The following is a 19916-nucleotide window of genomic DNA, read 5'->3' on the forward strand; positions in this document are numbered from 1 at the left end:
CGGGAACGGCGTCAGGCGCGCAGCTCCCGCAGGACCAGCGCCGTTCGGACGGCCGCATCCGCCGCCTCGGCGCCCTTGTCCTCGGAAGAGCCCGGCAGACCAGCGCGATCCAGGCCCTGCTGCTCGTCATCCAGGGTCAGCACGCCGAATCCGATCGGCCTGCCGGCATCCAGCGCGACGCGGGTGAGGCCGTCGGTGGTCGCGGCCGACACGTACTCGAAGTGCGGGGTGCCGCCGCGGATGATGACGCCGAGGGCCACGACCGCGTCCGCGCCGGCAGCGAAGGCCGCCTGCGCGACGACCGCGAGCTCGAACGATCCGGGGACGCGCACGAGCTGCCACGACGCGCCCGCCGCCTGCAGGGCGCGCTCCGCGCCGGCGATCAAGCCGTCGCTGATGACGCGGTGCCAGGTTCCTGCGACGACGACCACGTTCAGGGTCGTGGCGTCGCTGCCGCCGACGATCGGCGCTCCCTTGCCGCTCATGCGCCGGTCCCGTGCGGGGTCGAGCCGAGCTCGTGCATCTGTGCGAGCGCGTCGGTCAGGTCGTCCTCGGCGATCAGGTGGCCCATGCGGTCGCGCTTGGTGGACAGGTACTGGTGGTTGTTCGGCCCGACGCCCACCAGCAGCGGAACCTGCTCGATGATCTCGAGCCCGAGCTCGCGCAGCTGCATGACCTTGTCGGTGTTGTTGGTGAGCAGGCGCACCTTCTCCACACCCAGATCGGCCAGGATGCCGGCCGCCGCGGCGTAGTCGCGCGCGTCGGCGGGCAGCCCGAGAGCCAGGTTCGCGTCGACGGTGTCGAGCCCGCGCTCCTGCAGGCTGTATGCGCGGAGCTTGTTGATCAGCCCGATGCCGCGACCCTCGTGACCGCGCATGTAGATGACGATGCCGCCGTCCTGCTCGATCGAGTCGAGCGCCGCATCCAGCTGCGGGCCGCACTCGCACTTGAGCGAGCCGAAGGCCTCACCGGTCAGGCACTCCGAATGCACCCGCACCAGCGGGGCGTCTTCGGACAGATCGCCCGAGACGACCGCGAGGTGGTCGGTGCCGGTGATGCGGTCCTTGTACGCGAGGAAGCGGAAGCCGCCATGTGCGGTCGGCACGTTGGCCTCCGCGCGGAGGCTGACGCGGCGGCGATGGGGGGAGTGGGCGGTCACCGGGACGGGGTGGTGCTCGTCGAGGTGGGCGATCAGCTGCTCGATCGTGATCACCGGCACGCCGTCGCGCTCGCCGAGTTCGATGAGACCCGGCAGCCGCATCATCGAGCCGTCCTCGGCCACGACCTCCGCGATCGCACCCACGGGCTTCAGACCCGCGAGGCGCATCAGCTCGACCGCGGCTTCGGTGTGTCCCCCGCGTTCGCGCACCCCGCCGTCCACCGCGCGCAGCGGCAGGATGTGGCCCGGACGGATCACGCTGGTCGGCGTGGACTCCGGGTTGGCGAGGACGTTGAGGGTGTGGGCGCGGTCAGATGCGGAGATGCCCGTCGAGACGCGGTCCGCGGCATCCACACTGACCGTATAGGCGGTTCCGCGGGCGTCTTCGTTCACCTCGACCATGGGGGGCAGATCGAGCCGGTCGGCCCACTCGCCGGGCATCGGCGCGCAGATGAACCCGCTCGACCAGCGGACCGTCCACGCGATCCACTCGGGGGTCGCCAGCTCGGCCGACAGCACGACGTCGCCTTCGTTCTCGCGGTTCTCGTCGTCGGCGACGATCACGGGGCGTCCTGCCCGGAGCGCCTCGAGGGCGGCGGAGATGGGGGAAAGGCTCATCGGGAGCCTCCTTCTGTCTGGGCGGCAGGGGCCGCGGGTGTGTCGACCGTCACGGCGTGGGCCGCGGACGGGGTCGGGGTGAAGGCGAGGAGGCGCTGCACGTGGCGGGCCAGGATGTCGGTCTCGAGGTTGACGCGGTCGCCGACCGCGCGGGAGCCGAGGGTCGTCGCCTCGAGCGTCTCGGGAATGAGGGAGACCTCGAACCAGTGCACGTCGGCGTCGGCGGGACTGACCGCGCTCACCGTCAGCGAGACGCCGTCGACCGAGATGGAGCCCTTGTCGACGACCAACGGTGCCAGGGCGGCGGGCAGTCCTACCCGCAGCACCCGCCACTGGGCGCCGGGGCGGATCTCGAGAAGGTCCCCGGTACCGTCGATGTGGCCCTGCACGATGTGCCCGCCCAGCCGCCCGTGCGCGGCGGTGGCCCGCTCCAGGTTGACCGGCCGGCCGGCCGCGACCCCGGCGAGAGTGGACATGTCCAGGGTCTGCCTCATCACGTCCGCGGTGAACCAATCCTCGCCACGATCGACGACCGTGAGGCACACGCCGCTGACCGAGATGGAGTCGCCGTGCGCGGCATCGGACACCGCCTTCGGCGCACGCACTCGCAGCCGCACGCCGTCCCCGGACGGGTCGACGGCGGTGACGGCGCCGATCTCTTCGACGATTCCGGTGAACATCAGAGGTCTCCTTCGGTGGCGGGGTGTGCGGTGATCAGCAGGTCTTCACCGAGCGCCTGCACGGCGGACACGGCGAGGCGTCGCTGCTGCGAAATCGTGTCGACGCCGAGGCGACCGAGCGCGGGGTGGTCGGTGCCATCGGCGCCGTAGCCGATGAGGGTCGGCGCAACGTAGGCGAGCACCTCATCGACGAGGCCTTCGCGCAGGAACGCGCTCGCGATGGTGGGGCCGCCTTCGACGAAGACGCGTTGCGCGCCGAGCGCGCGCAGTTCGGCCAGCACCGCGGGCAGGTCGTCGCCCGATCGGTGGACGAGTTGCCGCGGGTGCCGACGCAGCGCGGCGTCCTCGGGCACCCGGCGATCGCCGAGTACGACGGGGATCGGCTGGTTCTCGTACAGTGTGCCGTCGGAGCGGCGCGCGGTCAGCGCGGGGTCATCGGCCAGAACGGTGCCGGTGCCCACGACGATCGCATCGGCCTCCGCGCGGCGGCGGTGCACGTCGGCCCGCGCATCGGGTCCGGTGATCCACTGGCTGGTGCCGTCGGATGCCGCGGCCCGTCCGTCCAGGCTCTGGGCCCACTTCACGGTGACGTGGGGTCGACCGAGCCGCTGCACGGTGAGCCAGGCGGCGAGCAGGTCGGTTCCCTCGTCCGTCATCACGCCGGATTCGACGGACACGCCGGCTTCGCGCAGCCGCTGCGCACCACCGGTCGATTCGGGGTTCGGATCGGGCACCGCGTAGATCACGCGGGATACCCCGGCCTCGATCAGCGCGACAGCACACGGACCGGTGCGGCCGGTGTGGTTGCACGGTTCCAGCGTCACCACCGCGGTGGCTCCGCCGGCCGCACCCTCAGCGAGCTGCGAGAGCGCGTCGACCTCGGCGTGCACGGTCCCGGCGCCGCGGTGCCAGCCCTCGGCCAGCAGGTTCCCCTCGGGGGAGAGGATGACGGCGCCGACCTGCGGGTTCACGCCGCGGGGGCCGTTCCGGGCGAGCTCGAGCGCACGCACCATGGCGTCGCGCTCCGCAGCGTTCACCGGCATCCGAATCCTTTGTCTTCAGGCTCCGGGAATGGCGAACGGCGGCGCGCACGCACCGCTCGTGCTGCCTCCCATCCGGACTCGCAGCATTTCTGCTGCATCACCGTCGGTCCCGGAATTCCACCGGATCAGCCTCGGCGGCACCCGGATCGGATGCTGTTGCCTCGGCTCGCGGACTGTCACCGCCGGTTCGGATTCCCACCGACCCCGGAGCACGTATCTGCACTTGAGTCTAGTCAACGCGCCGCGGCCGGATTCATTCCATGTGCCCGCATGGAGCCCGAGTCGGTGAACACCGGCTGAATGAACCCTGCATGTGGTCGCGTGGGCGGAGCCCGAGCCGCTGCCGCCACGTAGCCTGGAGGGGCCGCGCGACAGCGCGAACGGGGGTCCGGGCCCGCCAGGTCGAAGGGCTGGAGCGGGCAGAAAGCACGGGGGACACGATGACAGACGCACAGGCGGGCTTCGAAGCGCTCGCCGCGCGCCCGTACGCGGACGTGCTCGTCGTCGGAGGAGGAATCAACGGCCTGGCGACGTTCCGGGACCTCGCGATGCAGGGCGTCGATGTCGCCCTGGTGGAGCGGGCGGACTTCGTCAGCGGCGCCTCGGCGGCCTCCTCGCACATGATCCACGGCGGGATCCGCTACCTCGAGAACGGCGAGTTCCGGCTCGTGCACGAGGCAGTGACCGAACGCAACGGCCTGCTCAAGATCGCCCCGCACTATGTGCGCCCGCTGCAGACGACGATCCCCATCTTCTCGACGTTCTCCGGAGTGCTGACGGCGCCGCTGCGCTTCCTCCGCCACGGCGGGGGCAAGCACCGCGAGCGCGGGGCGGCCCTGATCAAGATCGGCCTGGTCATCTACGACTCCTTCTCGCGCGGGGGCGGGCGGGTGCCCCGCCACGAGTTCCACGGACGACGCAGGTCGCTGCAGCAGCTGCCGCATCTGAACGCCGGGGTCAAGTACACCGCAACGTACTGGGATGCGTCGCTGCACGATCCGGAGCGCCTGGCGATCGACGTGCTGCGCGACGGTCTGAAAGCGGGGGGAGACGCGGCGCGCGCGGCCAACTACACCGCCGCCGTCGGCGTGGACGACGGGCGGGTCGTGCTCCGCGACGAGCAGAGCGGCACGGAGCTTCGGTTCGCGGCATCCGTCATCGTGAACGCGTCGGGGCCTTGGACCGACGTCACCAACTTCGCGCTCGGCGACCCCACCGAGTACATGGGCGGCACGAAGGGCTCGCACATCGTGCTGGATCACCCCGAGCTGCTCGCGGCGACGGGCGGGCGCGAGCTGTTCTTCGAGCACAAGGACGGCAGGATCGTCCTCATCTACCCGCTCAAGGGCCGTGTGCTCGTGGGAACCACCGACCTCGAGCACGACATGCGCGACCCGATCGTGTGCACCGAGGCCGAGGTCGACTACTTCCTCGACCTGGTCGCCTACGTCCTTCCGGGCATCGCGGTGGATCGCAGCCGGATCGTGTACCGCTTCGCGGGCGTCCGCCCGCTTCCCGGGCATGGCGAACTGGCGCCCGGTTTCGTCTCGCGGGACTATCGCATCGAGTCGGCGCCGCTCGCCGGTCCCGCGAGCGCGACCGTCCTCAGCCTCGTCGGCGGCAAGTGGACGACGTTCCGCGCGTCCGCCGAGAACCTCGCCGACCACGTTCTCGGACTCCTCGCCCGCCCGCGACGCAGCTCGACCAAGGGAGTGCCGATCGGCGGCGGCCTCGGCTACCCCACCACCGAGCGCGCCCGCAGGCGATGGATCGACGCGCACCGCGGGGACCTCGCGCTCGGACGCGTCGCGACCCTGCTGGACCGCTACGGCACCACCGCTGCCGAGGTCATCGCGGCGATCGCGAAGGATCCGGATGACCGGCCGCTGGTGACTCTGCCCGACTTCAGCACGGCCGAACTGCGCCACCTGGTCCGCACCGAGGGCGTCGTGCACCTCGATGACGTGCTGCTGCGCCGGACCAGCCTGGCCTTCATCGGCGCGGTGACCGCGGAGTCGGCCGCCGAGGTCGCGGAGGCGATCGGAGCCCTCCTCGGGTGGGATGCCGCGCAGCGCCGGGCGGAGACCACCCGCGCGCTCGCGCAGGTGCACGCGGCCGACCCGACCTGGTCGGATGCGGCATCCGCCGGGTCCTCCGCGTCGCGATAGCCTGACCGGAGCCGGCCCTGCGCGCCGGCGCGGCGTCTCGGGCCGCGCAGGGACTCGAAGGAGAGCTCGTGTCGGATCATGTGCTGGCGCTGGACCAGGGAACCACCTCGACGCGTGCCATCGTGTTCGACGAGCAGGGCGGGATCGTCGCGGTCGCCCAGCGCGAGCACGAGCAGATCTTCCCCCGACCGGGCTGGGTCGAGCACGACCCGATCGAGATCTGGACCAACACGCAGTGGGTGATCGCCGCCGCTCTCGATGAGGCCGGCCTCTCGCCGCGCGACGTCGCGGGTGTGGGCATCACCAATCAGCGTGAGACCGCGATCGTCTGGGACCGCCGCACCGGGCACCCCGTCGCGAACGCGATCGTGTGGCAGGACACCCGCACGCAGCCGCTCATCGATCGGCTTGCGGCCGAGGGCGGCACCGACCGGTTCGCCGAGCGCACCGGGCTGCCCCTGGCGACGTATTTCTCGGCGTCGAAGATCGCCTGGATCCTCGATTCCGTTCCCGGCGCACGGGCGGATGCCGAGGCCGGCCACCTGCTGTTCGGCACACCCGACACGTGGCTGATCTGGAACCTGACCGGCGACACGCGCGGCGGCATCCACGTCACGGACGTCACCAACGCCAGCCGCACGCTGCTCATGGACCTGGCCACCCTCGACTGGTCGGACGATCTGCTGGCGGTGTTCGGCATCCCCCGTTCGATGCTGCCCGAGATCGTGCCGTCGTCGGGCGTGATCGGCGAGGTGCGCGAACCGCCCGCGGCGCGCGGCATCCCGATCGCCGGGATCCTGGGCGACCAGCAGGCAGCGACGTTCGGGCAGGCGGCCTTCGACCCCGGGCAGTCCAAGAACACGTACGGGACCGGCAACTTCCTGCTGGTGAACACCGGCACCGAGATCGTACGGTCCACGCATGGCCTGGTCACGACGGTCGCGTACCGGTGCGGGGACGAACCGGCATCGTATGCACTGGAGGGCTCGATCGCCGTGACCGGGTCCCTCGTGCAGTGGCTGCGCGACAACCTCGGCATCATCAGCTCTGCTCCCGAAGTGGCACGGCTCGCCTCGACGGTGGACGACAGTGGGGGCGCGTACTTCGTCCCGGCGTTCTCGGGGCTGTTCGCTCCCTACTGGCGACCGGACGCCCGCGGTGCGCTGGTCGGACTCACCCGGTACGTGAACAAGGCGCACATCGCCCGGGCGGCCATCGAGGCGGCGGCGTTCCAGTCGCGGGACGTCATCGACGCGATCGTCGCCGACACCGGGCGGGAACTGACCGAGCTGCGCGTGGACGGCGGCGGCTCGCGGGATGACCTCATGATGCAGTTCCAGGCCGACATCCTCGGGATCCCGGTGGTGCGGCCCGCGATCATCGAGACCACCGCGCTCGGCGCCGCGTACGCGGCCGGGCTCGCGACGGGCGTGTGGCCGGATCGCGACGCCCTGCGCAGTCACTGGCGCGAGGGCAGGCGGTGGGAGCCGGCGATGCCCGTCGAGGAGGCCGACCGTCGCGTGCGGCTGTGGCGCAAGGCCGTGACGAAGTCCCTGGACTGGGTCGACGAGGACGTGACCGCGCTGTCCTGAGCTCTACTTCAGCAGCCGCGACAGCCGCCGGTCGGCGAGGATCTTCCCGCCGGTCTGGCAGGTGGCGCAGTACTCGAGCGAGTTGTCGGCGAAGAAGACGCTCCGCACGGTGTCGCCGCACACCGGGCAGGTCTCGCCGCGGCGGCCATGGACCTGCATGCCGCGACGTTTCGCGTCCTTGAGCTCGGCGGGCGGCTTGCCGGATGCCGCGGCCACCGCCTCGGCGAGCGTGCGGGTCATCGCGGCGTAGAGGCTGTCGATGTCTTCGGGAGTCAGGCTGGCGGCGAGCGCGTACGGCGACATCCGGGCGTCGTGCAGGATCTCATCCGAGTACGCGTTGCCGACGCCGGCGAGGATCGACTGGTCGCGCAGCACACCCTTGATCTGCGTGCGCCGGCCCTCGATCAGTCCGGCGAGGGTGTCCCGCGTGAACGTCGGATCGAGCGGATCGGGGCCGAGCCGCGCGATGCCGGGCACGTCCCGCGGATCGTTGACCACGTACACGGCGAGAGACTTCTTCGTGCCCGCCTCGGTGAGATCGAATCCCGACCCATCCGAGAGCGCGACCCGCAGTGCGATCGGCGTCCTGCCCGGACGGATGATCGTCGCAGGAAGCTCCTCGTACCACCTCAGCCACCCGGCCTTGGCGAGGTGGAAGATCAGGTGGGGTGCGGCATCCGTCGTCGTGGTGGCCAGGTCGATGAACTTGCCGTGGCGCGCGGTCGCGGTGATCGTGGCGCCGACGAGGGAGTCCACCGGGGGATCGTAGGTCTTCAGGGCGGCGAACGCCGCGACGGTGACCCGCGTGATCGTCAGGCCCGTCGTCCGTCCACCGAGGAAGTCGACGAGGCCCTGGACTTCGGGCATCTCCGGCATGATTCCATCCTTCCACGTGGTGGCCCGAGGGGGCCGGTCTCCTTCCTTCCACGTGGCGACCCGAGGGGGTCGGTCTCCTTCCTTCCACGTGGTGGCCCGAGGGTGCCGGCCTCCTTCCGCTCGCCTGTCGCAACACGCCGCGGCTCGGTGCAGTTCGCGACAGGCGAGCGACAGGGGCGGTCCGGACTCATCCGTTCAGCACGGGCCAGGGCTGCGGCGCCCTCTCGTCGTGCGGCAGCAGCCCCGCGATCCAGCCGTCGTCGCGCCCGGACGAGTTGACCAGCGCCCCGCGCAGAACCCCTTTCGAAGCGGAATCCGAGGCGGCGGGCCGCCCGCGCCGAGGCGATATTGCCCGCCACCGCGCGCCACTCGATCCGCTGCAGGGCGGGGCCGGCGTCGCTGAAGCCCCAATCGATCACGGCACGGGCGGCCTCGGTGAGCAGGGCGCGGCCGCGGAAGGCGGGCGTCATCCAGTAGCCGATCTCGCCGGTGCCGCCGGTGCTGATGCCGTTGATGCCGATCATGCCGGCGAGGGAGCCTCCCTCCCGGATCGCCCAGGTGGCCTCGGACTGGTCCGCCCAGCGGGTGCGCACGGAGGCGATGAAGCCCTCGGCGTGACTCCGCTCGTAGGGCGACGGTAGCGTGGTGTACCGCTGGATGCCGGGATCCTGGCAGGCAGCGTAGATCGCATCGACGTCGGCGTCAGTCGGCGCGGACAGGGTGAGTCGCTCCGTGCGGAGGGTGACGGGGTGCGCGCCGCCAGGGTATCGGGCGTCGGCCCGTCGACTGCGGGTGGCCCGCGTGACCGGCGTGCACAACCTCGCTGAATCGGGCGCTCACGCTCCGTGCAGTGCGGCTCATGCCGCTCCGAAGCTCGATTGGCGACGATGTGCGCGTGCCGCACGGGAAGGCGGTGCGCGCGCGGCGCCGGAATGACGTGCGCGGCTCCTCCCCAGGTCGCGGCCTGCGCGGCCTGTCCGCCGCTGTTGCGTTCTCGCGCTGCGCGCAGCGTCGCGCCGTCAGCATGGGCGGATGTATTCGTCTCGCGCGGCGGCGTCGGTGGCGACCGCGCTGGACGGTGCCACCGGCGCGATCACCTACGCGGAGCTGCGGCGCCAAGGTGCTACTCGACGACAGATCGACGCGGCCGTCGAGGCGGGTCGCCTGATTCGGGTGCGCAAGGGTACCTACGTCATGGGCGGCTGTCCGTCGCCGGTCCTGGCCGCGGCGCGACAGGGTGCTCGGCTCGACTGCCTGTCGCTCCTCGCGCTGCTGAAGGTCTTCGTCCTGCGCAGCGGCTCGCTGCACCTGCACATGACGTACGGGTCCACCCGCATCCCTCCGCGGAGCGACCGGATCGTCCGGCATTGGCGCCCGACCGCGGCAGAGTCGCAGGCCCTTATCGCCCCCGTGGTCGAGGCGCTTGCGCAGGCCTGCCGCTGTCAGCCGCCGCGCGCGGCGATCGCCACGCTCGACAGCGCGTGGCATCTCGGCCTCGTCGACGAGGAGGGCATTGCCGAGGTGTTCCGGCTGCTGCCGCGCCGGTTCCAGGTGCTCCGGGGCTTCTTGGAGCCCCGGGCGGAATCGGGACCGGAGTCGCTCATGCGACTGCTGCTGCGAGCCCAGGGCTGGAGCGTGGACGTCCAGGTCGTGATCGACGGCGTGGGGCGCGTCGATCTGGTGGTCGATGGCTGGCTGATCATCGAGTGCGACAGCGAGGAGTTCCACGGCGGGTGGGATGCCGCCAAACGCGATCGTCGCCGTGACCTGGCTGCAGCCGCCCGGGGATACGTCACGCTGCGCCCCATCGCCGAAGACATCATGCACAACCCGGATCAGGTGCTCGCCGCCGTGCGCGCCGCGGTTGAACACCGGCGCGCTCTGACCGGCGCGCACAACGTCGCTGTTTCCGGGCGCCGAACCCGCGCCGGCGCCCGTTAGCGCCCCGACGTCGTCCGATGGCGACGTTGTGCCCGCGCCACATGCCGGATCCGCGTCCGTCGGCCAGCTTCGCGCTGCACGCCGCGCCGCGCTGACCGCGCCGCGCCGACCGCGCCGCGCCGCGCCGCCGACCGCGCCGACCGCGCCGCGCACACCCCGCGCACAACGTCGCCTATCCGCGGGTCTCGGGCGCCTCGGCAGCTCGAAACCCCGCCGACGTCGTCCAATAGCGACGTTGTGCACGCGAACTCGTCAGCACGGCCGCAAAAACGGCCACCGTCACACCCGTCGCAGCAGGCCGACCTTGTCGTAGACGTCCGCGACCGTGCGGTCCGCGACCTCGGAGGCGCGGCCGGCGTTGACGGCGAGCACGCGGTCCAGTTCCGCCTTGTCGTCCAGCAGCTCGAGGGCGCGGGCGCGCACCGGACCGAACTCGTTCACCACGACCTCGGCGAGACCCTTCTTGAAGTCCCCGTATCCGCGTCCGGCGTACTCGTCCTCGATCGCGGGGATCTGCCGGCCGGTGAGGGCGGCGTAGATCACGAGCAGGTTCGAGACACCGGGCTTGGCCTCGCGGTCGTAGCGCACGGACCCCTCGCTGTCGGTGACCGCGCGCATGATCTTCTTGGCGCTCACGGACGGGTCATCCAGCAGCCACAGCGTTCCGGCATCCGACTCCGCGGACTTCGACATCTTCGCCGTTGGGTTCTGCAGATCGAAGATGCGCGCGGTGTCCTGCTGGATCACGGGCATCGGCACGCGGAACGTCTCGCCGTATCGCGCGTTGAAGCGCTCCGCGAGGTCGCGCGTGAGCTCGACGTGCTGCTTCTGATCGTCGCCGACGGGCACGATGTCCGTCTGGTACAGAAGAATGTCGGCGGCCATCAGCACCGGGTACGTGAAGAGCCCGACGGAGGTCGCGTCGGACCCGTAGCGCTGGGACTTGTCCTTGAACTGGGTCATCCGCCCGGCCTCGCCGAAGCCGGTGATCGTGGAGAGGATCCACGCGAGCTCGGGATGCGCGGGGACGTGCGACTGCACGTAGAGAGTGGACTTGGACGGCTCGATCCCCGCCGCGATGTACTGCGCGGCGGTACGGCGCGTCTTCTCCCGCAGCTCGGCGGGGTCGTTCGGCTGCGTGAGAGCGTGCAGGTCGACGACCGAGAAGTACGCGTCGTACGCCTCCTGCAGATCGCGCCACTGCATGAGCGCGCCGATGTAGTTGCCGATCTGGAGCGAGTCGGCGGAGGGCTGCATGCCGGAGTACAGGCGAGGTTTCGTCACCTACCGATTCTAGAGTCGGGCGAACGGACCGGCTGCGCGACCGTTACGGCAGGGCAAGACACGACGACGGATGCCGCGCCCTGCGCTGCCGGCAGCCCTCAGCCGCCCAGACGGTAGTCGGCCACCACGGGAGCGTGGTCGCTCCAGCGCGTGCCCCAGGACGGAGCGCGCACGACGCGGTAGTCGGTGACCCGGGCTGCGAGCTCGGCGGTGGCGAGGTGATAGTCGATCCGCCAGCCCGTGTCGTTGTCGAACGCCCGTCCCCGCATCGACCACCAGGTGTACGGCCCGTCGACGTCGCCGGCGTGCGTGCGGCCGACGTCGACCCAGCCCAGCCCCGTGCCGGTCGACCCGTCCGCTCCGGTCACCTCCGCACCGGCGGCGCCCAGGAAGCGGTCGAAGTACGCGCGCTCGCGCGGCAGGAATCCGGCCTTCTTGACGTTGCCCTTCCAGTTGCGGATGTCCAGCTCGCGGTGCCCGACGTTCAGATCGCCCATCACGAGCGACAGCGGAGATGACGCGGCCAGGCGCGGCAGGCGGGCCTCCATGGCGTCCAGGAACGCCCACTTCGCATCCTGGCGGGGCGTGTCGGCCTCGCCGGTGTGCACGTACGCGCTGACCACCGTGAGGCGTTCGCCGCCGATCTCGATATCCGCCTCGAGCCAGCGGCCCGCGCTGTCCAGGCCCTCCTGGCCGAGCACGTTACGCACCTCCACGGGAACGATGCGGCTCGCGATCGCGACGCCCGCGCGGCCCTTGGCGAGCGCCTCGTCGTTGACGAGCTCCCACCCCGGCAGGGCGAGCCTCAGCTCGTCGGCGGTGGCGCGGACCTCTTGCAGGGCCATGATGTCGACGTCCGCGGCATCCAGCCATTCGAGCATCCCCTTGCGGGTCGCCGCCCTGATTCCGTTGACGTTGATCGAGGCGATTCGGACGCGATGGGGCACGCCTCTCAGCTTAACGATCGTCCCGGACATGCTGCGCGCGCGGCGGCTCGGCGGCATCGGGCACCGCGGGTGTGACCGCCTTGACCTTCTTAGCCGCCCGACGCGCGGCCTCGCGCGCAGCGCGCTTGGACGTGACCGGAGGAGGGGGTGCGGACGCCTCCACGCGGCGCAGGTCGTCCTCGGCCTCGCGGAGCGCGAAGTCGGCCCGCCACACGCGATACCAGGGTGCGCTCGCGCGGGCCTCGCGCGCCGCGCGCAGGCGCACCTGCGCGGCCAGAAGGAGCGCCCGATGCTCCGCGGCGATCCGCTCCGCCTCGGTCGGGGCGAGGATGGGGATGTCCCGGTCGTGGGAGGCCACGGCGATCCAGGCGGCGGCCACGAGCATGATGATCCCGCTGATCTTGAACCACAGCAGCAGCCCGACGAAGATCGCGAACGTGGCCAGCAGGGGGTTCGACGGGGTGTAGCTCAGCAGCAGACCTGCGCCGAGCTGGAGCACCGTCAGCGCCGCGCCGCCGAGCAGTGCGCCCGGCCAGATCACGCGCCAGCGCAGCGAGGTCCCCGTGAGGAAGCGGAACAGCGCCGCGAGTGCGGCCGCGTTGATCGCGAACGAGACGATCACCGACCCGATTCGGATGCTGACGTCGACCATGCCGGCGCCCAGGTCGATTCCGAACAACGAGAGGATCCACGACAGCGCCCAGGAGCTCACCCAGGTCAGCGCCGCACCTACGATCAGCGCCGCCCCGAAGATGACGGCCGCGACCAGATCCCGGGCCTTCAGCAGCACGTAGCTGCGCCGGTCCGGCGGGATCCCGAACATGTCGCGCACGCCGCGCCGCGAGTACGTCACCCAGCCGATCGCGGTCCAGATCACCGCGCCGAACGCGATCAGCCCGGTGACGCTCAGCACGCCGGTCGTGCTCGAGGCGATCTGCTGCACCTCCGCCGTGGTGATCACGCCGTCGGGACCGATCAGCCCGGGGATGTAGCTGTTGATCAGCGCGATGACCGCGTTGACGGCGTCGGTGTTGCCGCCGAGCCAGAGTCCGGTGACGGCGAACGCGACGTAGATGACGGCGAAGATCGCGAACAGCGCCTGGTAGCTGATGCCCGCGCCCAGCAGGAACCCGTTGTTCTGGAGGAAATGGCGCCACACCCGCACCGGGAACCATGCCATCGTCTTGCGGGTGAGCCGGGTCGCGGCCTGGATCGGCTCGTCGATGCGCTCGCGCAGGGATCCCTGCGTCGCTTCCAGTCGCTGGCGGAGCGTCTCCTCCTCATCGACGGGATCCGCTGCGGCGCTGCGCCCGTCCGATGCGCTCTTCTCGCTCACGGTCTCAGGCTAATCATCGACGGATGCCGCGGCCTCGCCGCCCGCGGAGACGGCGGCCAGCGGCGCTGACGGGGAGGCGGCGACGGGCGCCCGGAACCGCCGCGCGACGAAGAGCACCGGCACCAGCAGTGCCGCCGGAAGCAGGAACGCGATGCCGAGGCCGGGGGCGTCGGCCAGGAGTCCCAGCAGTACGGCACCCAGGACCGCGCCGACGTAGTTGAACAGATTGACGCGGGCGATGATCTCGTCGCTGCGTGCCGGGGCCAACCCGCCGGCCGACGTGAAGGTCAGCGGCACGAGCGCCCCGACCGCCACCCCCGCGAGGGCGAAGCCGCCGATGGCCGCGGCGGGCAACGGCAGGAGCGCGACCAGCACGCATCCGAGGAGGGAGACACCCGTGGCGACGAGGACCACGCGGCTGCGACCGAAGCGCCCCGCGGCGTGATCGGTGAGCAGCCGCGTGACCAGGATCGCCGCCTGATACGCGGCGTAGCCGAGGGGGGCAAGGGCGGCGGCGGTCAGAAGCTCGTCCTGGAGGTACACGGTGCTCCAGGTGCTCACGGCAGAATCCACCGTGAACGCCGCCAGCAGCACGAAGCCGAAGAGCCAGATCCCGCGGCGGGGGAGCGGCGATGCGGAGCGCCGGCCGACCGGCGCGGCGGCCCGGGCGCGGTCGAACGTGCGGACGCCGAAGAGCGCCACAGCGATCGCCACGATCGAGGCGAGAGTGAGAGGCAGCACAACGGCCAGCCCGACTGCCGTCGCCCCGGCCACGGCCATGGCGCCGACGATCGCGGCGGCCGTGTACGCGGCGAAGTACCCGCCCATGATGTCGCGGCCGTAGCGCCGCTGAACCAGCACGCCCTGCATGGCGCCGGCGGCGTCCACGCCGCCCAGCCCGACCCCGTACACGCCGAATGCCGCCACGAACAGCCAGAGCGGGAGCGCCGGAACCAGCACGGTCAGCACGATCAGCACGAGGGCGAGGACCTCCAACCCCAGTCCCGCGGTCAGCGCGACGCGGCTGCCGCGCCACCTGGCGAGCCCGTCCGCGACGATCGAGCCCGTGGCTGCGGCCACGCAGACGAGCAGGACGATCAGGGAGACGGCGACGTCATCGATGCCCTGTCGGTCCTTGAACACCGGCAGCGAGGTCACCACGACCGCGTAGCCGAGTCCCTGCGCGGCATAGGCCGCGGTGACGGTGACGCGCGAGCGCAGAGCCGAAACGGGAGGGGTGCTCACGCTCGGAGCATACCCGCGGTCAGCGTCCGCGGAGGATCGCCTGCTTCACCTCGGCGATCGCCTTGGTCACCTCGATGCCGCGGGGGCACGCCTCGGTGCAGTTGAAGGTGGTGCGGCAGCGCCACACGCCTTCTTTGTCGTTGAGGATGTCCAGGCGCATGTCGCCCGCGTCGTCGCGCGAGTCGAAGATGAACCGGTGCGCGTTGACGATCGCGGCGGGACCGAAGTACTGTCCGTCGGTCCAGAAGACCGGGCACGACGAGGTGCATGCCGCGCAGAGAATGCACTTGGTGGTGTCATCGAAGACCTCGCGGTCCACGATCGACTGGATGCGCTCCTTGCCCGGTTCGGGCTTGGAACCGGCGATCAGGAACGGCTGCACCTCGCGGAACGAGGCGAAGAACGGCTCCATGTCGACGATGAGGTCCTTCTCCAGCGGCAGACCCTTGATCGCTTCGACGTAGATCGGCTGGGAGATGTCCAGATCCTTGATCAGGGTCTTGCAGGCGAGACGATTGCGCCCGTTGATGCGCATCGCGTCGGAGCCGCAGATCCCGTGTGCGCACGAGCGCCGGAACGTGAGGGAGCCGTCGACCTCCCACTTGATCTTGTGAAGGGCGTCCAGCACGCGGTCGGTCGAGTACAGCTCGACGTCGTAGTCGACCCAGCGCGGCTCTTCGTCCACCTCGGGGTTGAACCGCCGGATGATGAACGTGACCAGGAACGACTGGATGCCGGAGTCATCCGCGGGTGCGCTGCCGACCTCGGCGGCTGCGGAGTCCGCGCTGAGCGCGGTCGAGGAGTCGGTGGTCTCAACGAGCGTGGACACCATCTCTAGTACTTCCTCTCCATCGGCTGGTAGCGCGTGATGACGACCGGCTTCCAGTCCAGGCGGATGTGATCGTCGGACTGCGACGATCCGGCATCCCCGGACAGGTAGGCCATCGTGTGCTTCATGTAGGTCTCGTCGTCCCGCTTCGGGTAGTCGTCGCGCATGTGCCCGCCGCGGCTCTCCTTGCGGTTTCGGGCGGCGACCACGACGACCTCGGCGATGTCGAGCAGGAAGCCCAGCTCGACCGCCTCGAGCAGGTCGGTGTTGTACCGCTTGCCCTTGTCGTCGACGTGGATGTTCTTGAACCGCCCGCGCAGCTCTTCGATGACATCCAGCACGTAGGTCAGCGACGCGTCGGTGCGGAAGACCTGCGCGTTCTTGTCCATCTCTTCCTGCAGCTTCTTGCGCAGGACGGCGATGCGCTCGGTGCCGGTGCCGGCGCGCAGACCCTCGATGAGTCCGCGCACTTCGCCGGCGGGATCCTCGGGGAGCGGCACGAACTCAGCCGTTTTGACGTACTCCACGGCGTTCTTGCCGGCGCGCTTGCCGAACACGTTGATATCCAGCAGCGAGTTCGTGCCGAGCCGGTTCGAGCCGTGCACCGAGACGCAGGCGCATTCGCCGGCGGCGTACAGGCCGGGCACCACGTTGGTGTTGGTCGAGAGGACCTCGGCGTTGTTGTTGGTGGGGATGCCGCCCATCGCGTAGTGCGCGGTCGGCATGACCGGCACCGGCTCGACCACGGGGTCGACGCCCAGGTACGTGCGGGCGAACTCCGTGATGTCGGGGAGCTTGGTCTCCAGCACCTCGGCACCCAGGTGCGTGCAGTCCAGCAGCACGTAGTCCTTGTGCGGACCGGCGCCGCGGCCCTCGGCGACCTCCTGCTGCATGCAGCGGCTGACGATGTCTCGGGGGGCGAGGTCCTTGATGGTCGGCGCGTACCGCTCCATGAAGCGCTCGCCCGACGCGTTGCGCAGGATCGCTCCCTCGCCGCGAGCACCCTCGGTGAGCAGGATGCCGAGACCGGCCAGGCCGGTCGGGTGGAACTGGAAGAACTCCATGTCCTCGAGCGGCAGGCCCTTGCGCCAGATGATGCCGACGCCGTCACCGGTGAGGGTGTGCGCGTTGGATGTCGTCTTGTAGATCTTGCCGAAGCCGCCGGTGGCGAAGATGACCGCCTTGGAGTGGAACACGTGCAGGTCGCCGGTCGCCAGTTCGTACGCGACGACTCCCGCGACCTGGGTGGCGCCCTCGTCATCGATGACGGTGATCAGGTCGAGCACGTAGTACTCGTTGAAGAAGTTGATGCCCAGCCGCACGCAGTTCTGGAACAGCGTCTGCAGGATCATGTGACCGGTGCGGTCGGCCGCGTAGCACGCGCGTCGCACCGGCGTCTTGCCGTGATCGGCGGTGTGTCCGCCGAAGCGGCGCTGATCGATCTTGCCCTCGGGCGTGCGGTTGAACGGCAGCCCCATGTTCTCGAGGTCGATGACCGCGTCGATCGCCTCCTTCGCGAGGATCTCCGCGGCATCCTGGTCGACGAGGTAGTCACCGCCCTTGACGGTGTCGAACGTGTGCCATTCCCAGGAGTCCTCCTCGACGTTGGCGAGCGCTGCCGCCATGCCGCCCTGCGCCGCGCCGGTGTGGGAGCGCGTCGGGTAGAGCTTCGAGATGACCGCAGTCCTGGCGCCGGGGCCGGCCTCGATCGCCGCGCGCATGCCGGCGCCGCCGGCTCCGACGATGACGATGTCGAACTGGTGGTAGTGGACGCCGTCCCGGACGATGCTGTCGGGACTCTGGGGGCTCTGGGTGCTCACGTGAAGGATGCCTCTATGTCTGTCTGGTCTGTCGTCGGGGCGAAGGTCAGGCCTGGCACATGTCCCACAGGGAGCTGTCCGAGGTGACGCCCAGGCACGGGTCGAAGGTGAAGACGACCAGCGTGCCCAGAAGGATGAGGAACCCGGCGGCCAGCCAGATCGCCCACACCAGGACGCGGCGGGCGTTGGGGTGGGTGATGTAGTCGTTCGTGACGGTGCGCATGCCGTTCGCACCGTGGATCAGCGCGAGCCACAGCATGAGAACGTCCCACCACTGCCAGAACGGGCTCGCGAACTTGCCCACGACGAACGCGAAGTCCAGGCCGTGGATGCCCTCGCCGAGCATCAGGTTCACGAAGAGGTGACCGAAGATGAGCACGACCAGGAGCACGCCCGAGACGCGCATGTAGATCCAGCCCCACTTCTCGAGGTTGGGTCCGGAGCGGCGCGGGGCGTACGGCGTGCGCGGCGCGGCGAGAGTGTCCGCAGTCATCAGTGACCGCCTCCGATCGTGGAGAAGACGTTCATGAGGTGACGGGGGGTGAAGGCGAGCATCGTCACCAGCCACAGACCGAGAACCCCCCACCACAGCTGGCGCTGCAGGCGTGCGCCCTTGGCCCAGAAGTCCACCAGGATGATGCGCAGTCCGTTGTAGGCGTGGTACGCGATCGCGCCGACCAGAACGACCTCGCCGAGACCCATGATCGGGTTCTTGTACGTGCCGATGACGGCGTTGTACGCCTCGGGGGAGACGCGGATGAGCGCGGTGTCGAGGATGTGGACGAGGAGGAAGAAGAAGATCGCAACCCCCGTGATGCGGTGCAGTACCCAGGACCACATGCCCTCGCGCCCGCGGTACAGCGTTCCGCGTGGGACTTTCGAGGTGGTCTCGGATACCGACGGTGTCAAGCGTGTGCCTGCGGACACGGTCGTCCTCCCTGAAGGGTGCGGGATCGTTTCGGGCCGGTGCGGACCATGCGCCGGCTCCCTCCCATCCTAGGACCGCTCACACGGGGGAGGCGACGGAGGCCGACCCCAGGTGTCTTGACGTCGAGACGAATCTGTGGGTGGGACCGGGGTCGGCACGGAACGGTCCGGTCAGGTGCCGCGACTACGCTGGCCGCATGCGTGAGCCGATCAAGGACTTCTATGCCGTCATCCCCGCCGGGGGCATCGGGAGCAGGCTGTGGCCCCTCTCCCGCGCCGACGCACCCAAGTTCCTGCACGACCTGACCGGCTCCGGAAACTCTCTGCTGCGCGACACGTGGGACCGCCTCGAGCCGTTGTCCGGTGACGACCGCATCGCGGTCGTCACCGGACGCGCGCACCGCGCCGCGGTCGAGAAGGAGCTGCCCACGATCGCCGACCGGAACGTCTTCCTCGAGTCCGAGCCGCGCGACTCCGCCGCGGCGATCGGGCTGGCGGCTGCGATCCTGTCGCGGCGTGAGCCGGACGTCATCATCGGCGCGTTCGCGGCCGACCACGTGATCCGGGGCACTCAGGTGTTCGAGTGGGCGGTGCAGCAGGCCGTGGCGGTGGCGCGCGAGGGGTACATCTGCACGATCGGCATCCAGCCCACCGAAGCCGCCGTCGGATTCGGCTACATGAGGAAGGCCGGCGAGCTGGTCGTGGCCGGCGCGCCCGAGGCGACGCTCGTGGAGAAGTTCGTGGAGAAGCCCGACCTGGACACCGCCCGCGAGTACCTCGCCGACCGCTCCTACCTCTGGAACGCGGGCATGTTCATCTCGCGCGCCGATGTGCTGCTGGGCGAGATCGCCGAGAACCAGCCGCAGCTGTATGCGGGGCTGATGGACCTGGCCGAGGTGTGGGATGACCGCGATGCCCGAGGGCCCGTCGTGGATCGGGTGTGGCCGACCATCACCAAGATCGCGATCGACTACGCCGTGGCCGAGCCCGCCGCGGCCAAGGGCCGTCTGGCCGTGATCCCCGGCCACTTCGACTGGGACGATGTGGGGGATTTCGCGAGCCTCGCGAAGCTCAACTCGCATGGCCGCGGCAATGACCTGGCGATCCTGGGCGAGAACGCACGCATCCTCGCGGACGCGTCCAGCGGCATCGTGGTGACGCAGACGCAGCGGATCATCAGCGTCATCGGGGTCAAGGACATCGTGATCGTCGACACCGAGGACGCACTCCTGGTGACCACCAGTGAGCACGCGCAGCGCGTGAAGGGCGTCGTGGACGCGCTCAAGCTCACCGGCCGGGGCGACGTGCTCTGAGCGGCCGCCCGCCGCCCGCCGATGGCGGGCGCGTGCCAGGAGATTGCGTCTTTGTAACCATTCCGCCCCGGACGGCGTTCTGATATGCAAGCGCGCCGTCACACTGGGTAACTTGGGCTGTCACCCGCGAAGTCCGCG

Annotated in this window: 18 protein-coding genes and 1 riboswitch; of the genes, 4 read left to right on the forward strand and 14 right to left on the reverse strand. The window is 70.3% G+C overall.

The window, feature by feature from the left end; genetic code table 11:
• Window positions 1-11: 11 nt before the first annotated feature.
• From ribH to ribD, 4 genes are read right to left on the reverse strand one after another with little or no spacing between them, the layout of a single operon-like run.
• Window positions 12-485, reverse strand: coding sequence for a 6,7-dimethyl-8-ribityllumazine synthase (gene ribH / locus ABD655_RS05385; RefSeq protein ID WP_344712208.1), 474 nt, complete (start codon window positions 483-485; stop codon window positions 12-14).
• The gene (gene ribA, locus ABD655_RS05390; protein ID WP_344712210.1) at window positions 482-1777 is read right to left on the reverse strand and encodes a GTP cyclohydrolase II; all 1296 of its coding nucleotides are present in this window, start codon (window positions 1775-1777) and stop codon (window positions 482-484) included. The genes ribH and ribA overlap by 4 nt, the downstream gene beginning before the upstream one ends.
• Window positions 1774-2457, reverse strand: a complete 684-nt coding sequence (locus ABD655_RS05395; protein WP_344712212.1) for a riboflavin synthase — start codon at window positions 2455-2457, stop codon at window positions 1774-1776. Before ABD655_RS05395 ends, ribA begins: the two co-directional genes overlap by 4 nt.
• A complete protein-coding gene (ribD, locus tag ABD655_RS05400) occupies window positions 2457-3500 on the reverse strand; it encodes a bifunctional diaminohydroxyphosphoribosylaminopyrimidine deaminase/5-amino-6-(5-phosphoribosylamino)uracil reductase RibD (RefSeq protein WP_344712213.1) in 1044 nt (347 codons plus the stop codon). Before ribD ends, ABD655_RS05395 begins: the two co-directional genes overlap by 1 nt.
• Window positions 3501-3555: 55 nt before the next feature.
• Window positions 3556-3716: riboswitch (FMN riboswitch) on the reverse strand.
• A gap of 224 nt (window positions 3717-3940) precedes the next feature.
• Between ribD and ABD655_RS05405 the strand changes: the two genes are divergently transcribed.
• The gene (locus tag ABD655_RS05405) at window positions 3941-5668 is read left to right on the forward strand and encodes a glycerol-3-phosphate dehydrogenase/oxidase (RefSeq protein ID WP_344712215.1); all 1728 of its coding nucleotides are present in this window, start codon (window positions 3941-3943) and stop codon (window positions 5666-5668) included.
• Between the two features lie 68 nt (window positions 5669-5736).
• Window positions 5737-7260 (forward strand): glycerol kinase GlpK, encoded by a 1524-nt coding sequence (glpK, locus tag ABD655_RS05410; RefSeq protein ID WP_344712216.1) that lies wholly within the window; start codon window positions 5737-5739, stop codon window positions 7258-7260.
• Window positions 7261-7263: 3 nt separating this feature from the next.
• On the opposite strand, the gene ABD655_RS05415 is transcribed toward glpK, so the two are convergent.
• Both ABD655_RS05415 and ABD655_RS05420 read right to left on the reverse strand, forming a co-directional pair.
• Window positions 7264-8136, reverse strand: coding sequence for an Fpg/Nei family DNA glycosylase (locus ABD655_RS05415; protein ID WP_344712218.1), 873 nt, complete (start codon window positions 8134-8136; stop codon window positions 7264-7266).
• Window positions 8073-8954 (reverse strand): GNAT family N-acetyltransferase, encoded by an 882-nt coding sequence (locus ABD655_RS05420; protein WP_344712219.1) that lies wholly within the window; start codon window positions 8952-8954, stop codon window positions 8073-8075. The genes ABD655_RS05415 and ABD655_RS05420 overlap by 64 nt, the downstream gene beginning before the upstream one ends.
• Before the next feature lie 214 nt (window positions 8955-9168).
• On the opposite strand from ABD655_RS05420, the gene ABD655_RS05425 reads away from it, so the two are divergent.
• Entirely contained in the window at window positions 9169-10077 is a 909-nt protein-coding gene (locus ABD655_RS05425) for a type IV toxin-antitoxin system AbiEi family antitoxin domain-containing protein (protein WP_344712220.1), read from the forward strand.
• A 279-nt stretch (window positions 10078-10356) separates the two neighbouring features.
• Here ABD655_RS05425 and trpS read toward each other — a convergent pair whose 3' ends face one another.
• The 8 genes from trpS to sdhC form a co-directional block, all read right to left on the reverse strand.
• The gene (trpS, locus tag ABD655_RS05430) at window positions 10357-11361 is read right to left on the reverse strand and encodes a tryptophan--tRNA ligase (RefSeq protein WP_344712221.1); all 1005 of its coding nucleotides are present in this window, start codon (window positions 11359-11361) and stop codon (window positions 10357-10359) included.
• Between the two features lie 98 nt (window positions 11362-11459).
• The gene (locus ABD655_RS05435) at window positions 11460-12308 is read right to left on the reverse strand and encodes an exodeoxyribonuclease III (RefSeq protein WP_344712223.1); all 849 of its coding nucleotides are present in this window, start codon (window positions 12306-12308) and stop codon (window positions 11460-11462) included.
• A gap of 10 nt (window positions 12309-12318) precedes the next feature.
• Window positions 12319-13644 carry a YihY/virulence factor BrkB family protein gene (locus tag ABD655_RS05440; protein WP_344712225.1) on the reverse strand — a complete coding sequence of 442 codons (1326 nt, stop codon included), beginning with the start codon at window positions 13642-13644 and terminating at the stop codon, window positions 12319-12321.
• Window positions 13645-13653: 9 nt separating this feature from the next.
• The gene (locus tag ABD655_RS05445; RefSeq protein WP_344712227.1) at window positions 13654-14889 is read right to left on the reverse strand and encodes an MFS transporter; all 1236 of its coding nucleotides are present in this window, start codon (window positions 14887-14889) and stop codon (window positions 13654-13656) included.
• A 19-nt stretch (window positions 14890-14908) separates the two neighbouring features.
• On the reverse strand, window positions 14909-15721 hold the full coding sequence (locus tag ABD655_RS05450) for a succinate dehydrogenase iron-sulfur subunit (protein WP_344712229.1): 813 nt from the start codon (window positions 15719-15721) through the stop codon (window positions 14909-14911).
• 2 nt (window positions 15722-15723) lie between these two features.
• Window positions 15724-17538 carry a succinate dehydrogenase flavoprotein subunit gene (gene sdhA / locus ABD655_RS05455; RefSeq protein WP_344712231.1) on the reverse strand — a complete coding sequence of 605 codons (1815 nt, stop codon included), beginning with the start codon at window positions 17536-17538 and terminating at the stop codon, window positions 15724-15726.
• A gap of 46 nt (window positions 17539-17584) precedes the next feature.
• Window positions 17585-18031 carry a succinate dehydrogenase hydrophobic membrane anchor subunit gene (locus ABD655_RS05460; RefSeq protein ID WP_344712233.1) on the reverse strand — a complete coding sequence of 149 codons (447 nt, stop codon included), beginning with the start codon at window positions 18029-18031 and terminating at the stop codon, window positions 17585-17587.
• Window positions 18031-18465, reverse strand: coding sequence for a succinate dehydrogenase, cytochrome b556 subunit (gene sdhC / locus ABD655_RS05465; RefSeq protein ID WP_344712234.1), 435 nt, complete (start codon window positions 18463-18465; stop codon window positions 18031-18033). The genes ABD655_RS05460 and sdhC overlap by 1 nt, the downstream gene beginning before the upstream one ends.
• 197 nt (window positions 18466-18662) lie before the next feature.
• Between sdhC and ABD655_RS05470 the strand changes: the two genes are divergently transcribed.
• A complete protein-coding gene (locus ABD655_RS05470; RefSeq protein ID WP_344712236.1) occupies window positions 18663-19778 on the forward strand; it encodes a mannose-1-phosphate guanylyltransferase in 1116 nt (371 codons plus the stop codon).
• The last annotated feature ends 138 nt before the right edge of the window (window positions 19779-19916 follow it).

Source organism: Microbacterium terregens, from assembly GCF_039534975.1.
Classification (GTDB): domain Bacteria; phylum Actinomycetota; class Actinomycetes; order Actinomycetales; family Microbacteriaceae; genus Microbacterium; species Microbacterium terregens.

What these genes read in the sequence shown, in the direction of transcription:
- ribA (WP_344712210.1), bottom strand. Translation starts at nt 1,777, where the DNA reads ATGAGCCTTTCCCCCATCTCCGCCGCCCTCGAGGCGCTCCGGGCAGGA.
- ABD655_RS05415 (WP_344712218.1), bottom strand. Translation starts at nt 8,136, where the DNA reads ATGCCGGAGATGCCCGAAGTCCAGGGCCTCGTCGACTTCCTCGGTGGA.
- ABD655_RS05425 (WP_344712220.1), top strand. Translation starts at nt 9,169, where the DNA reads ATGTATTCGTCTCGCGCGGCGGCGTCGGTGGCGACCGCGCTGGACGGT.
- ABD655_RS05395 (WP_344712212.1), bottom strand. Translation starts at nt 2,457, where the DNA reads ATGTTCACCGGAATCGTCGAAGAGATCGGCGCCGTCACCGCCGTCGAC.
- ABD655_RS05460 (WP_344712233.1), bottom strand. Translation starts at nt 18,031, where the DNA reads ATGACTGCGGACACTCTCGCCGCGCCGCGCACGCCGTACGCCCCGCGC.
- ribH (WP_344712208.1), bottom strand. Translation starts at nt 485, where the DNA reads ATGAGCGGCAAGGGAGCGCCGATCGTCGGCGGCAGCGACGCCACGACC.
- ABD655_RS05405 (WP_344712215.1), top strand. Translation starts at nt 3,941, where the DNA reads ATGACAGACGCACAGGCGGGCTTCGAAGCGCTCGCCGCGCGCCCGTAC.
- ABD655_RS05470 (WP_344712236.1), top strand. Translation starts at nt 18,663, where the DNA reads ATGCGTGAGCCGATCAAGGACTTCTATGCCGTCATCCCCGCCGGGGGC.
- ribD (WP_344712213.1), bottom strand. Translation starts at nt 3,500, where the DNA reads ATGCCGGTGAACGCTGCGGAGCGCGACGCCATGGTGCGTGCGCTCGAG.
- ABD655_RS05450 (WP_344712229.1), bottom strand. Translation starts at nt 15,721, where the DNA reads ATGGTGTCCACGCTCGTTGAGACCACCGACTCCTCGACCGCGCTCAGC.